The sequence below is a fragment of the Streptomyces sp. NPDC006435 genome (assembly GCF_040612315.1).
GTDB lineage: Bacteria > Actinomycetota > Actinomycetes > Streptomycetales > Streptomycetaceae > Streptomyces.
The window spans coordinates 1-14,171 of record NZ_JBEXPY010000087.1 but is presented as its reverse complement, the minus strand read 5'-3'; the positions used below and the strand labels follow the sequence as shown (position 1 = coordinate 14,171).

Genomic DNA, 14,171 nt, shown 5'->3' with positions numbered 1-14,171 from the left:
CCGGTCGAGCTCAGCATCGCGGACTGCGAGGGCCTGTCCTTCGGCTGGGACATCGGCGGTACGGAGGAACACCCGACGGTCTTCACCTGGATCGGCGAGCCGGATTCGGGTGAGCGGTACATCCTTGCGCGGCAGCGGTAAGCCATCCGGTGCCGAGGTCTCGGGCCTGGCCGGGTGCAGGTGTGCGGTCATGCCGCCCTCGATCCGTGGCCTCCACCGCCACATGGGTCCCAGCCGACTGCCCCGAAGCGATGCCGTAAACACCACGCGGTACGCCAGGAAGGTGGGAAACGATCTCCACCAACGTGGGACGGCCCCAGTACCGCAGCGGTGTTTGTGCTGATGGGTGGTCAGTTCTATGGGCTGTGTCCGCGTCGTTTGTAGTGACTGGTTCGGGCTTGGTGTCGTCGTCGGCCTCCGCCCACGACCTGACCGCCGCACGGACCCATGGGATCATCGACGCACTCGCCGCGGCCGGGCTGAAGCGCTGGGCGGACAGGGCGTACCAGGGAGCCGGCCACCCCGTCCGCGTCCCGTTCCGAGGCCGTCGCCTCAAGCGGTGGCAGCGTCGGCACAACAGCACACACGCCAAGATCCGCTGCCTCGGCGAGCAGTCCATGGCCACTCCGAAGGGCCGGCGCCTTCTGCGGAAGCTTCACTGCAGCACCAACCGCATCACCGCGTTCGTCCAGACCGTTCCCGTCCTTCACCACGCGTCAGCGTGAGGTTGGAAAAGGCTCAGTGAGGGACGGATGTGCGGACATCGGTTGCCGGGGCCGGGGGACAAAGCCCGCGTCGTGCGGTTCGCCGTCGTACCAAGTGGATGAAGCCGCAGGCAGGTTGGAGCGGTCCGAGGCCAAGGAACGTCCGACGGCGGCTGCCATGGCCATGGCCATGGTCCCGAGAGGTGAACACCCGTCCGGCAAAAGCCGTGTGACGGAACGCCGCTTCGGGTTTACTCACGTCATGAACGATCGAATGACCCCAGCGCACAGCACCGGCCTGCTGACCGGTAAGACCGTGATGATCACCGGAGCGTCGAGTGGCATAGGCGAGGCCGCGGCACGGCTCTTCGCCTCCGAGGGCGCGGCTGTCGTCCTCATGGCCCGCCGCGAGGACCGGCTCAAGGACCTCGTCCATGAGATCGAGGCATCCGGTGGACGGGCGGCCTGCAGCGTCGGCGACGTGACGCTGGCCGACGACGTCGAGCGCGCCGTCGCGACGGCCGTCGAACGCTTCGGCAGTCTCGACGGCGCCTTCAACAACGCCGGTTACGCCGGCTCCACCTTCGGCCGGTCGCACGAGCTGCCGGAAGAGGATTTCGACCGTGTCATGGATGTCAACGTACGCGGGACGTGGAACTGCCTGCGCCGTCAGATCCCCGTCATGCTGGACGCCGGCCACGGGGCGATCGTCAACACCGCCAGTTCGGCGGGGCTCATCGCCACCGGCGCACCATCCCCCTACATCGCGGCGAAGCACGCCGTCCTTGGCCTGACGAAGGCCGCGGCCGCCGAGTACGGGGCGTCGGGCATCCGCGTCAACTCCTTGGTCGTGGGCACCACCCGGACGGAAATGATCAATGCGGCGGTGGCGGCCGAACCGGCTCTGGAGGAGGCGTTCGTCGCACGCCAGATCCAGAAGCGGATGGCCGGGCCGCGAGAGGTGGCGGAAGCGGCCCTGTGGCTGCTGAGCGACCGTTCCTCGTTCGCCACCGGCAGCCATGTGGCGGTGGACGGCGGCATTCTGGCCATCTGAGCGGGCAGGGGCCCGGGTCGGCCGACGCCGCCGGGCCCCCACGCACGGGCGTCACCTGCGCTCACGTACGAGTGCCGTCGGGGCCCGGGGGCGAGTGCTGCTGCATGGGCGTCACTGGGACGGTCCGACGACCTGGTCGCGGAACTGCTGGAAGGAGTGCCAGCCCGACGACTGCCCCGGAGCGATCAGCTCGCCGTCGGTGCAGTCGATCACTCCGCACCGCAGGGACTCGGCCAGCCGGAAGACGGGGGTCAGCACGTCGTCGCCGGAGCCCCGGATGTGGAGCATGATCGATTCCACCGGGTCATTCGAGCCGATGTTGAGCTCGATCGACCACGTGGGGCCGGAAAGAGTGCCCCAGCCGGGGTCCGAGAGGTCGGCCTCGGGAACGGCCCGGGCGACAGCCGCGAGCACGTCGTCCCGCCGGCCGAGCGGAGCCGGGGTGTGGTCGGCGGGGATCTCCTGCACCGACGTGATGTCGTCGGGCAGGCGGAGGAGGAACACGTCCCAGCTCATGGTGGCCTTCCGGGCAGGGGTCGTTGGTGACCGGGGCATCCTGGCAGAGGCCACTGACAGCGGCCGCGAAGAGCACGGGGCATGCCGTCGTGACGGGCGGTTCGGCGCTCGCTCGTGCCCCTTTCGGGTGCGTCGGACGCCGACGGGACTGTCCACCTGTTGAGATCCGTGGACGGGAATCCGCTGCTGCCCGCCGGGCGGGCCCGGACACCGGCGGGGACGGACCCGGCATCGGCTCACCCTCTTTGCTCGGCCCCACTGCCCTGCGGCTAGTTTGTGTGCAGGAAAGATAGGCAGGCCCGTGGCGACAGAGATGCCACGGGGGACTGGAGGTCGGGAAGAGTGTCGCTGCGCGGAGGTGATCCGACCGAGATCGGCGGTTACCCGCTTGAGGCTCGGCTCGGCTCGGGTGGCATGGGCACGGTCTTCCTGGCCCGTACGAGTTCGGGGCGACCCGTCGCGATCAAGCTGATCCACCAGCAGTTCGCGGGGGACGACGAGTTCCGCATCCGTTTCCGGCAGGAGGTGGCGGCGGCACGGCGGGTGAGCGGCGCGTTCACCGCTGCCGTGGTCGACGCCGACCCCGAGGCCGAGCAGCCGTGGATGGCGACGGCCTACATCGAGGGGCACACGCTCACCCAGCACATCGCCATGAAGGGCCCGCTGGACGGAGCGGAGCTGAGGAGGCTCGCCATCGGCCTGGCCGAGGCGCTGCGCGACATCCACCGGGTGGGGGTCGTCCACCGCGACCTGAAGCCCTCGAACGTCGTGCTCTCGCCCGAGGGCCCGCGCGTCATCGACTTCGGCATTTCGCGCGCCGCGGACCAGGAGACGCTGACGATGACCGGGCGGGTCATCGGCACGCCGCCCTTCATGTCGCCGGAGCAGTTGCAGGCGCCGCGCGGCGTGGGTCCGCGGTCCGACGTCTTCTCGCTGGGGACACTGCTGGTGTACTCGGGGACGGGCCACGGCCCCTTCGACGCGGACAGCCCCTACCTGACGGCGTATCAGGTGCTGCACGAGGAGCCGTCGCTGGACGCCGTACCGGTGGCACTGCGCGCGGTCGTCGAACTGTGCCTGGACAAGGAGCCCGACAAGCGTCCCTCGGCGGACGAGCTCCTCGTGCTGCTGCGGGACCTGCCGATCGACCTCGGGGGGACCGACGAGGGCGGGGCCGACGCGGGCCGCACCCGCGACGTGGCCACCGAGCCCGACTTCGCGGCGCGGACCACCCCTGCACCGACCGTCCCGGTCGTCGCCCCGGCCGCTCCCGAAACGGGAAGCACCGGCACGGGAACCACCGACACCTCCGCCGGCCGCCGTCCGGGGCGCCGGTGGCGGCCCGTGCTCGCGGCCGCGGTCGCGGTGGCGGCGATCGGCGGGGGCGTGGCCGTGCTGAAGGTGACCGGCCCCGGGGGGAGCGGCGGCAACGGCGGTGAGGGCGGTGAGAGCGTCGCGACGCCGGGCGCCGCGCTTCCGGCCGGTTTCGAGCCGTGGAACACGGTCGTGCAGGGCGGCCGTCCGGAGATCCCCGACGAGCTGCGCTGCGTCGCCCGGGGCGACGCGCTGTTCTGCGGGGGCGGCAGCGTCGTCGCGACCCGTATCAAGGCCGCGGACGGCTCGTCGGAGTGGACGGTGAAGAGCCCGGGCGTCCCCGTCCGGGGCATGCACCTGGTGGGCGCCACCGACGACACGGTGCTCGGCTACCGCTTCGCCGCCGAGAACTTCCCGCAGGACCCTCCCAGCGAGGTGGTGGCCATCGACGCGGCCAGCGGCCGGGAACTGTGGTCCGCACCGTCCGGTGCGCAGTCGCAGGCCGTCACCGGCCGGACCCGGGACGCCCTGGTGCTCGGCTCCGCCGTCGTGACGGTCGACGCCTTCAACTCCCACCTGGAATCCCGGGACGCGCACAGCGGTGAGATCACCTGGAGGACGCCGTTCCCCGCGGACACGCAGTGCGCCCCGGTCCCGGCGGGCCCGCGGCTCCTCGCGATGTGCGCGTCGAACGCGGAGGTGCAGGCCGGTGAGGTGAGCCACTCCACCCTGTACCTGGTCGACCGTGCCTCGGGGAAGCTGGGCAGGCCCATCGCGATCGACGGCTTCGCCGCGCCGATGGGTGTCGCTGACGGCGGGCTCGTACTCCTCCAGGTGCACATGGAGGGAGCGGCGCTGACCGGTTACGACGGGGTGGTGCGGGTCGACCCGGCCTCGCGGAAGGTCACGTACTCCCGACTGGCCAAGACGTACGAGGGAACGCCCGGCATGGTGAACGGCACCCTCTACATGAGCGGGCAGACCGGTCTCGTCACGGCGCTCGACCCGGCGACCGGCCGGGAGAAGTGGTCGCGGCAGACCAGTGTGGAGGGTGCGTCGGGTCCCGCCGCGGGCGGCGACGCGCTGTACTTCAGCTCGGCCACCGGCCGGGTGGTCGCGCTGTCGTCACGCGACGGCAAGACCCTGTGGACGACGGACCCGCGGGCCGACGGTCTGACGGGCGAGTCCGGCGCGAGCCCGCGTGTGACCGTCATGGGGGGTGCGGTGATCGTGGCCGCGGCCAACAACACGCTTTTCTCCTTCGACGCGCAGGAACCGCCGAAGCCGAGCTGATCGGGGCGGGCCCCGGCGCTGCCCGGCCCCGTCCCACCAGGACCCGAAGGTCCGGAAGGACGGGAAGAGCCGGGCAGCGGCCCGCGCCGCCCCCCCCGTACGGCCCCGGCGAATCCGGTGGGAGGTCTCGCGCCGTCACCGGCGAGCCCCGTCCCCTCCGGATCCGGGACGTTCCCGGTCGGGGCCGGGTCCGGGGCTGGTTCGGGCTGTTGGTCCTGGTGCCGGCCGTCGGCCTTCCCGGCGTCGGCACCGGGAAGGCCGACGGCGGCTGTGCCACGGCCACGGCTGTGCCGGGTGATCCTGCGGCGGGCCCGCGGTCGCCTCCGGGCGCCCGCTCGAAGGGCCGGTGAAATCGCTGGAGACGTCGATGCGGGCGGCCTATATTTGCCGCGTCCAAGATCCATGCGTTCAGAAGAGGTGTTTTTGATGACGGTCCGAGCAACGGCTGCCGACTCCGGTCGGCCGTCTTCCGCGAACGCCATGACCTCATCGAACCCAAGGAACACCTCTCGTGGATCTTCCTCGCATCTTCACCATTCGCGAAAGTAGCCACCGCCTCCACAACCCGTTCACCCCGGGCAAGCTCGCCGACCTGGGGCGGGCGCTGCATCTGGAGCCCGGGACCCGCGTGCTCGACCTCGCCAGCGGATCGGGCGAAATGCTGTGCACCTGGGCCCGTGACCACCACATCACCGGGACCGGGGTGGACATCAGCACGGTGTTCACCGAGAAGGCCCGCGCCCGCGCCGCCGAACTCGGTGTCGCCGACCGGGTCTCCTTCGTGCACGGCGACGCCTCCGGTCATGTCTCGGACGAACCGGTCGACCTCGCCGCGTGCGTCGGAGCCACCTGGATCGGGAACGGCGTGGCCGGCACCGTCGAACTGCTGGGCCGCAGTCTCCGCCCCGGCGGTCTGATGCTGATCGGCGAGCCGTACTGGCGTCGGGAAGTGCCGGACCGGGAAACCGCCGAGGCCTGTCTCGCCGGGGGCAAGGACGACTTCCTGATGCTGCCGGAGCTGATCGAGCTGTTCGGCGGCCTCGGCCACGACGTCGTGGAAATGGTGCTGGCCGACCAGGACAGCTGGGACCGGTACCAGGCGGCGCAGTGGCTCAACCTCCGCCGCTGGCTCGACGGGAATCCCGATGACGAACTGGCCGCCGAGGTACGGGCCGAGCTCACCACCGGGCCCGCCCGCTACACGCGGTACCAGCGCGAATACCTCGGTTGGGGGGTCTTCGCACTGATGGCCCGCTGACGGTCCCACCCGCGCGGTTCCGGGCGGCTCGCTGCCCGGGACCGCGCGTTCTCGTGGCCGCGGTCCGGCCACCGGTGTTCCACCGGGTCCGGGCACGGCACGGTCCGGGCTTTTGCCGGATGGGTGGATTCCGTGTCCGCTCGGGAAGCACCCGGCACCCCGTTGTCAGCGGTGGCCGTCATCATGGGGGCATGACCGGTCCGGGCCCGGCCACCGTCGGAGTCCGGCGGAACCCGACGGGGTCCGGCGGTGTCTCATCACGGTGACCGGGGGAGGGCGGCACGGCCGGCCGTTTCCGGTCGCGGAACGCACGCTCGCCGGGCGAGCGGCCAGGGAGGGCGCAGTGGAACATTTCGAGGGCTTCGACACGGCAGGGTTCTGGGACGACTCGGCGTACGCGCTGAAGGAGTACGTGGAGGAGACCCCGCCCACGCGGGAGCTGATCGCGTCGGTGGAGGAGGAGCTCGGCGGGTACCGGCTGCCCGACTCCTACATCGCGCTGATGACCGCGCACAACGGCGGCGTTCCGGACCGGGACCACTTCCCCATGACCGAGCCGACCTCCTGGGCCGACGACCACATCGTGATCAACGGCATCAGGGGCGTGGGGCGGGCCAGGCCGCAGTCGCTCGCCGGTGAGTTCGGCAGCCGGTTCTGGATCGAGATGTGGGAGTACCCGGACATCGGTGTCTACTTCGCCGACACGCCGTCGGCCGGCCACGACATGCTCGCCCTCGACTACCGCGCGTGCGGCAGACACGGCGAACCGGCCGTGGTGCACGTCGACCAGGAGGACGACTTCGCGATCACCCCGGTCGCGGAGAGCTTCGAGGCCTTCGTCAGGGGCCTGGTCGACGCGTCCGTCTACGACACCTCGGAACAGGACCTGATCGACGCACTGGAAACGGTGCGCGACGGCAGTTTCTCCCCGGTGCTGGTACGGGCCTTCCACGAGGTCGCCGACGTCCTGCCCGACGCGGACCGGAGGATACGGGCCCTGGCGGAGGCCATCGTGCACGACAAGGGGTTCTTCGCGCTGCACGCCGACGCGCGATCCACGCTGATGTACGACTACCTGTTCTGGCTGTTCACGGGTTCTGATCGGGTCGAATCCTTCGACCGGTACCTGAAGGCGCCCGCGGGGCAGGAGCGTTCCTACGCGGTACCGGACTACGAACTCATGATCGTCTTCGGCCTCGTGGCCGAGCCCTACGGGTTCAGGACCGGCGGGTACGCCCCCGGCTTCGTCGAGGACTGGTGGAACTCCCGTGTCGCCTCGGGGCACATCGCCGAGACCGCCGACGGTTACCGGATGACCGATGCCGCCGTCGCCGCCATGCTCGACGAGCTCGCCGCCATGGCGGACGACCGGTAGAGCCGTACCGGAGGAGGAACCAGCCGTGTCCGGAGGCCCGCCGGGAGCGCCCGGCCGGACCCGGGGCGCCCACGGGCGGGGAACCGGGGCCCTGATACGTTCCAGGTCTTGATCCATCGGTGAGGGGGCTCCGCGGACCGGGTGCCGTTGTGGTCGCGCAAGCCGTTGTCCATAGGGGTGCCGCTCGTGGCGGCCGTCGCCGTCGCCGGTCATCTCCTGGTGCACGGCGACTTCCAGCGAAGGCCCGGTGCTGCGGGGCCGAGCTCGGGAAGCCCGTCGGGCCCCCGGCCGGTGAGGCGGACCTCGCGTACGAACACACCGTGCTGAAGGCTTTCGCCGGGCGTCCGGCGAAGGCCCGTGGGTGCTCGGCCCCGGCCGTCCCCTGAGACCGCTCCGGGCAGGGGCCGTGCACCGGGCCCGTGGGCGACGCGCTCACGGACCCGGGGGATGACGGCGGCCGTCCTGCGAGTGCACGCCCCGGAGCCGGGGGGTAACGTCGGTACCACCTGACGTCAGCAGCGGGGCAGCGGCAACGACACCGCCGTCCCCGGAACCGGCGTCGTCGTCACGTACGGCCGCGAGACCACCGCCGACGCACCGCCGCGGCGGTGCGGACGTCGGGATCCCCGCCGCCGACGGCGGGTCCGGCAGTGGCCGGGAGACGGCCGCCGCACGACCCGCCCGGTCGTCCGCGACACCGTCGACGACCGCACCCGGTCGGTTCCGGGCGGAGGCCGGGGCCACGGAGGGAAGCGGCGACGGCTCCGCATCCGAGCGGCACCCCGGAGCGGGCCCGGGACGGAACGGCGCGGAGCAGGACCTCGGGCCCGTACCGACGGTTCCCACCGAACCAGCAGGAAGGCTTTTCCATGAACCCCGTGCTCAGCGGCGAGGTACTCGCGGAACTCCGCCGGCCCCGCCCGTACCCGGCCGTCTCGCTCGTGATGCCGACGCACCGCCGTGAACCCGACAACGCCCAGGACCAGGTGCGGCTGCGCAACCTCCTCACCGAGGCGGAGAAGGCGCTCACCCAGGACCCCGACGTGCCGCGCGAGCGCCGGGCCGACATCCTGGACGAGCTGGGCCGCGCGGCCGCCGAGGTCGACCTCGTGCACGCGGAGGACGGCCTGGTGATCCATGTGGCGCAGGGCGAGCATCAGGTGTGGTCGCTGCCCCGGGCCGTTCCGGAACGGGTGGTTCTCTCGGACACCTTCCTCACCCGCAACCTGGTCGCGGCCGCCGCGGCGGAGCGGCCGTACTGGGTGCTGGCCGTGGCCGCCGACCGGGTCTCGCTGTGGAGCGGCGATCCCGAACGCGTGGTCGAGACCGAACGTGACGGCTTTCCGCTGACCCGCAGTCTGGAGGACCCGGACGCCGAGCGGAAGGAACGCATCGGCGACCTGCCCAGTACCTTCCGGGACGAGGCGACCCGGCAGTTCCTGCGTGAGGCGCACGAGAAGCTGCGTGCCGTCCTGGCCGCCGAGCCCCGCCCGCTGTACGTTCTCGGCTCCGCCGAGGCCCTGGCCCTGCTGGAGGAACTCGGCCCGCCGGCCCCGGAGACGGTCGCGGTGGAGCACGGCGGGCTGGCCGACGGTCCGGCCGCCGAGGTGCACCGGGCCGTCGAACCCTCGCGCACCGCACGGGAGACGGCCGCCGTCTCCGCCGTCGTCACGGAACTGGACGCCGCGCGCGGCAGGCGGGAGTTCGCGGGCGGCATCGACGAGGTGTGGCTGGCCGCGAAGGAGGGCCGGGCCCGTGTGGTCGCGGTCGAGGACGACTACCGGACGGTCGTGCGCGAGGAGGGCGGCCACCTGGAACCGGCCGGTTCCGGCGAACCGGGCGCCCGCGACGACATGGTCGATGAGATCGTCGAACGCGCCCTGGACACCGGGGCCGACGTCAGGTTCGTCCCCGCCGACACCCTTGCCGACGAGGGGCGGATCGCCGCGGTGCTGCGCTACTGAGCCCGCCCGCACCGAGCCCCGGGCGTCCCGCTACGCCCGGGGACCCGGAGACCGGGGCCGGGGGCCGGACGCCTTGCCGTCAGGCCGGGTCCGCGCGGAACATGTAGTTGGTCACGAGCGCGGTGAGTTCCTCGATCAGCTCGTCACGCCGGATGGCGGGCCGGTCGAGGATCCAACGCACGCTGAGCGCCTCCATCGCGGCGACGAGCACCCAGGCGCGGGTGGCCCCGTTGCGCTCCTCGGGCGCGCGCCCCGCGAGGTACGCCGAACCCAGGTCCTGGATGCGGCGCCGGATGTGATGCAGATGATCCTCGTGATAGCTCGGCGGCACCTCCTCGATCACGACGCGAAGAAGTTGCGAGTCCTGCTCCAGGGCGGACAGCAGTGCCTCGATCACATTGGGGATCAGCCGCTCGGGCGGATCGGCGAGATGGTCGGCGAGCGAAGCCGCCACCCGGTCGCCCGCCTCCGCCCAGTACCGCTCCATGAGCACGGTGAGGAGCTCTTCCTTGTTCCGGAAGTACTGGTAGAGGGAACCGGGGCTGATGCCGGCCGCGTCGGCGACCCGGGTCGTCGCGAACCGTGCGTAGCCATCGCGTGCCAGGACCGCGCGCCCTGCGTCGATGATCCGCTCGACCATCTCCCGCGACCGCTCCTGACGGGGCGTCTTACGCATAAGCGAATTGTATGCGAATATTTATTCGCATTACAACGGTCGTATGACGCAGAGCAGCGAGGTCCGTGCCATCGGTCCGTTTCCGAGCCGCTTCCGGGAGGCCGAGCGACGCGGCCGCAGGATCGCCCGTCCGCTCTTCCTCCTCACCGACATCGACAAGGGCGTCGACGAGGCCCTCATGGAGCGGCTGGGTGCCGCTCTCCTCCAGCGCGACGAACTGGGTGCCGCCCTCACCGGGGCGATGCGCCTGCCGGCCGGTGACCCGGCCCGGGTCACGCACTCCCTGCTCGGCAGGGCGCTGCACGCGGCCCCCGACGTGCCCCGGGACCTGCCGTCCGCGCTGCGGGAGTTCCTGGACCACGCGACGACCGTCCCCGACTGGGTCGACTGGGACCGGATCGAACGCGGCGCGGCGGCCTACCGCTCCCTGGGCCGCAACAGCGGCGACGTCCTCACCCTCCTCTCCCTCGTCGGCGGTTACCGCTTCGGCGGACCGGCCGACCTGCTGGTGCTCACCGGCGGCCTGGGCGGGGACGGGACGCTGCGGCGCCTGGGCGAGACGGCCAAGTGGTCCCACGCCGTCACCCGCCCCGGCGGCCTGCGCCCGGGGGCCGAGGGCTGGCGCCTCACCGTCCATGTGCGCGCCATGCACGCCCTGGTGAACGCGCACTTCGAACCACGCTGGGACTCCGGGCGCTGGGGCCTGCCGATCAACCAGGCCGACCAGGCGGCCACCCTCGGACTCTTCGACGCGACCGTGATCGTCGGCTGCCTCGGGCTCGGGGTGCGTCTGACCCGCCGGCAGCGTGACGACCTCATGCACCTGTGGCGGTACGTCGGCCTGCTGATGGGCGTCGCGCCGGAGTGGCTGACGGACGTCGAGGACGTCCGGCACCGGTGGAACTACCACATCCTGCTGTCCGCCGCCGGACAGACCCAGGCAGGCCGGGACCTCGCCCGCCTGACCATGGACGCCCAGACCGAGCGCTGCTTCGGCCACGACAGACCCGTCGTCGAACGGCTCCACCGGCGCTACGAGCGCGCCCGGCAGACGAGCCTGCTCACCGCCTTCGTGGGCCCGACCGGAATGCGCGAACTGGGGCTGCGCCCCAGCCTCCCGTGGGGACCGGCGCTCTCACTGGTCACGAACACGGTCCGGTACCGGATCCTCGGCGTGCTGCCCGGCGGCCGGGAACGGCTGGAACGGCGCGGCGCGCGTGTGCAGGACGAGTACCTGGCCTCGATGTTCCACGACGGCCCCGCCACCGTGGCCCGACTGCCGGAGGCGGGATGAGCCGGACCGCCCGACCCCGGCCGGCGCGCGCGGCGGTACGGGAACGGCCGGATGCCGCCGCCCGGTTCGGCCGGGACGGCGGCCGGCACGGGCTCAGAGGCCGGTGACCCTGGAGCTCGCCGACAGCTCGTAGACCAGGGTGACCGTGCGGCGGCCACCGGGCGGGAGGGGGACGTTCCAGTGGACGACGCCCTCGGCGTCGACCGCGTCGGGGGCCGGGGAGCAGGCTTCCTCGCGCAGGCGCACCTCCACCGCCGAGACCTCGGAGACCGGGATCCGTTCCCGCAGGACCACCCGCTGCTCGCCGTGCTCCCCGGGGGCGGAGAACCGGGACAGGTGCAACTGGACCGTGCGGGTCACCACGGTCCGCTGGGTGATGCCGGTGGTGTCACGGGACTCCTCGGTCCGCCGCACCACCCGGTAGTCGTCGCGGCTGCCGAAGGCCAGCCGGGCGGGGGCGCCGGGGGCGGTGAAGTCCAGGGTGCCGCGCCCGCTGAATCCGCTGTCGCGGACCAGGTCCACGGGACCGGCGAGCAGCGCGTGGCCGGACAGGTTGTCGAACCGCACGACCTGGGTGACCAGGGGTGACAGCTCCGGTGCGCAGACGTGTTCACCGGGTGCGACCGTGGTGAACGAGGAGAGCGGCACCCGGTGGGCACGGCCGTCGCAGGGCACCGAGACCGGCACGGGGGACCTCAGCACCCGTGCCTCGCCGCCGTCGTCCACCCCCGGCAGGCCGAGCACCGGGGCCGGTCCGAGGGTCCCGATCTCCTCCTCGCGCAGCTCGACGTCCACCGTGCGGCGCTCCGCCGCGGAGCGGTCCCGGAGCGTCAGCCGGTCCTCGTCCAGTCGCGGCGGGTCGGTGGCCAGCGCCGAACGGGCCGTCGACAGGGTCAGCCGCACGTCCGACCAGTCCTCCCCGGTGCGCTGCCAGACCATCGCGTCGGTCTCCAGCGTCAGGGAGTCCCCGTCGAGCACGGCCCGGTAGGCGGGCCGCCACAGCGCGCACGGGGTGAGGTGGCTCAGGCGCAGCCCGACCGGTCCGGCGGCCCCGGCCTCGACGGTCAACTCGATGTGGCCGACCAGCTCGGCGGGTTCCTCCTCGGAGAGGTGCACGGCCTGCCGCGTCTCCGTGAGTTCGGTGGCGAGGGCGCCCAACCGGGCCTCCACGGCACGCAGTTCCTCGGCGTGCGTGTCGCGTTCGCCGTCCACCCGGTCCAGCTCACCGGCCCAGCGGGACCGGTCGGTCTCCCCGGAACCGGTGCCCTCGCCGATCTCCCGCAGCAGGTCGGTGGCGAGGTAATCGAGCAGGTCGAGCCGGGTGCGCAGCCGGTCGCGGCGCTGCTCCAGGGACAGCCGTTCCTCCTCGAGGGCGTGCACGCGGTGGCGCAGGGCGGAGTCGTCGTCGGCGGACGGCCGCGGCCCGCGCGGTGTCCAGTCGCGGACGATCCGTACGTCCAGCACGGTCGCGGGGTGATCACCGGTCAGTTCGGCGTGGAGGGTCCGGTCGACGGCCAGCGCGCTGACAGGCCCGAGACGCAGCCGCTGGACCCCGGCCTCCAGGTCGAGCACGACGGCGCGCTCGACGTGGGCGCGGTCCTCCAGGCACGTGACGGCGGTGACGGGAAGGGCGATCGGCTTCGGGGCCGTGGACATGGCGGGTGTCAGCTCCTGCGGTTGCCGTCGGCCAGGGCCTTGCCTGCCGGGATGCGGATCTCGTAGCCGCCGTCGAGGGCGGCGGTGGCGCCTGCGGACAGGTCAAGTCGCCAGACGCGGGTGCCGGGCGCGTGCCGGTCGGACCCGGTGTCCTCCTCGGGCGCCGTCCAGTCGGCCCGTTCCTCGATCCGGACGTCGGGCTCGGAGGAGACCGGCACCCGTTCGCGGACTTCCACGGTGACGGGCCGCGCGAGCCGGTTGGCCAGCTCCACGTGGACGCGGTGGTCGAGCACGGTGGTGTTGTTGCGCAGGCCCGCGGTCGACTCGCGCAGGTTCGTGCGGCGGGTGACCCGGATGCCCTCGGCCGGTCCGAGCCCCACCCGGCGGACACCGCCGGGGGCGAGCGTGGGCAGCGCGGCGGTCAGCAGGAAGTCGTCGTCGACGACGACCTCCACCGGACCGGCCAGCAGCGCCTGGTCGGTGGCGTTGGAGAGCACCAGCGTCGCGTACACGGTCTGCTCCACGGACGGTACGCAGAGGTACTCGGTGCGCAGGCCGACCGGGATCTCGCCGACGGTGACGGTGTGCCAGGTGCCGTCCGACGGGATGTCCGCGCGGGCGGCGGCGTCGAAGCGGTGGTCGAAGGACCCCGCCGACTCGCGGGGGCGCACGGCCTGTCCGGGCAGCGGCAGCGCGGCCACCGCCTCGGCGCGGCGGCGGTACTCGACCGCCACCGGGTCGAAGGGTTCGCCGGGGAACAGCCGTCCCCTGCGACCGCTCCGCCCGTCGGGGCCGCACAGGACGAGGGCGGCGTAGTCGAGTTCGGCGCCGCTCGGCTGCGGCGGACCGGTCACCGGCTTCGGTGGGGGCGGCGGCGCGGCCAGGCCGGGCGCCGCGGGTGCTGCGGGCGCCGCGGCGGGGGCGTTCGGGAGGGGGCGGGAACCCGCTCGCGGCCCGGGCGTCCGCGGGGGGGGTGCCCCCCCCCCCCAAGTCTACGCCGGGCGAATGAACAACATCGGAAGAGCGAAGAAATGTAAAGAAGAAAATAAAAAAAAGTATATCTCGGT

The 14,171-nt window shown here is 72.4% G+C and carries 10 protein-coding genes and 1 pseudogene; 7 read left to right on the top strand and 4 right to left on the bottom strand.

Annotated features, from left to right (window positions below):
• Positions 1–401 precede the first annotated feature (401 nt).
• Positions 402–725, top strand: a complete 324-nt coding sequence (locus ABZZ04_RS38525) for a transposase family protein (RefSeq protein ID WP_356936902.1) — start codon at positions 402–404, stop codon at positions 723–725.
• 241 nt (positions 726–966) lie between these two features.
• Positions 967–1,758 (top strand): SDR family oxidoreductase, encoded by a 792-nt coding sequence (locus ABZZ04_RS38520; RefSeq protein ID WP_356936901.1) that lies wholly within the window; start codon positions 967–969, stop codon positions 1,756–1,758.
• A 111-nt stretch (positions 1,759–1,869) separates the two neighbouring features.
• Here the strand turns inward: ABZZ04_RS38520 and ABZZ04_RS38515 are convergent, their stop codons facing one another.
• A complete protein-coding gene (locus ABZZ04_RS38515) occupies positions 1,870–2,274 on the bottom strand; it encodes a hypothetical protein (protein ID WP_356936900.1) in 405 nt (134 codons plus the stop codon).
• Positions 2,275–2,616: 342 nt separating this feature from the next.
• Here ABZZ04_RS38515 and ABZZ04_RS38510 point away from each other — a divergent pair, with 342 nt between their 5' ends.
• The 4 genes from ABZZ04_RS38510 (at position 2,617) to ABZZ04_RS38495 (ending at position 9,478) form a co-directional block, all read left to right on the top strand.
• Positions 2,617–4,881 (top strand): serine/threonine-protein kinase, encoded by a 2,265-nt coding sequence (locus ABZZ04_RS38510; protein ID WP_356936899.1) that lies wholly within the window; start codon positions 2,617–2,619, stop codon positions 4,879–4,881.
• A 511-nt stretch (positions 4,882–5,392) separates the two neighbouring features.
• The gene (locus ABZZ04_RS38505; RefSeq protein WP_356936898.1) at positions 5,393–6,139 is read left to right on the top strand and encodes a methyltransferase domain-containing protein; all 747 of its coding nucleotides are present in this window, start codon (positions 5,393–5,395) and stop codon (positions 6,137–6,139) included.
• Positions 6,140–6,482: 343 nt separating this feature from the next.
• On the top strand, positions 6,483–7,514 hold the full coding sequence (locus tag ABZZ04_RS38500) for an SMI1/KNR4 family protein (protein WP_356936897.1): 1,032 nt from the start codon (positions 6,483–6,485) through the stop codon (positions 7,512–7,514).
• Positions 7,515–8,383: 869 nt separating this feature from the next.
• A complete protein-coding gene (locus ABZZ04_RS38495; protein ID WP_356936896.1) occupies positions 8,384–9,478 on the top strand; it encodes a chemotaxis protein in 1,095 nt (364 codons plus the stop codon).
• Between the two features lie 79 nt (positions 9,479–9,557).
• On the opposite strand, the gene ABZZ04_RS38490 is transcribed toward ABZZ04_RS38495, so the two are convergent.
• Positions 9,558–10,154, bottom strand: a complete 597-nt coding sequence (locus ABZZ04_RS38490) for a TetR/AcrR family transcriptional regulator (RefSeq protein WP_283850375.1) — start codon at positions 10,152–10,154, stop codon at positions 9,558–9,560.
• A 43-nt stretch (positions 10,155–10,197) separates the two neighbouring features.
• Here ABZZ04_RS38490 and ABZZ04_RS38485 point away from each other — a divergent pair, with 43 nt between their 5' ends.
• Positions 10,198–11,448, top strand: coding sequence for an oxygenase MpaB family protein (locus ABZZ04_RS38485; protein WP_356936895.1), 1,251 nt, complete (start codon positions 10,198–10,200; stop codon positions 11,446–11,448).
• A gap of 93 nt (positions 11,449–11,541) precedes the next feature.
• On the opposite strand, the gene ABZZ04_RS38480 is transcribed toward ABZZ04_RS38485, so the two are convergent.
• The gene (locus ABZZ04_RS38480; protein ID WP_356936894.1) at positions 11,542–13,104 is read right to left on the bottom strand and encodes a mucoidy inhibitor MuiA family protein; all 1,563 of its coding nucleotides are present in this window, start codon (positions 13,102–13,104) and stop codon (positions 11,542–11,544) included.
• Positions 13,105–13,112: 8 nt separating this feature from the next.
• Positions 13,113–14,027, bottom strand: a pseudogene (locus tag ABZZ04_RS38475) (DUF4139 domain-containing protein); the annotation flags it as partial.
• Positions 14,028–14,171 lie beyond the last annotated feature (144 nt).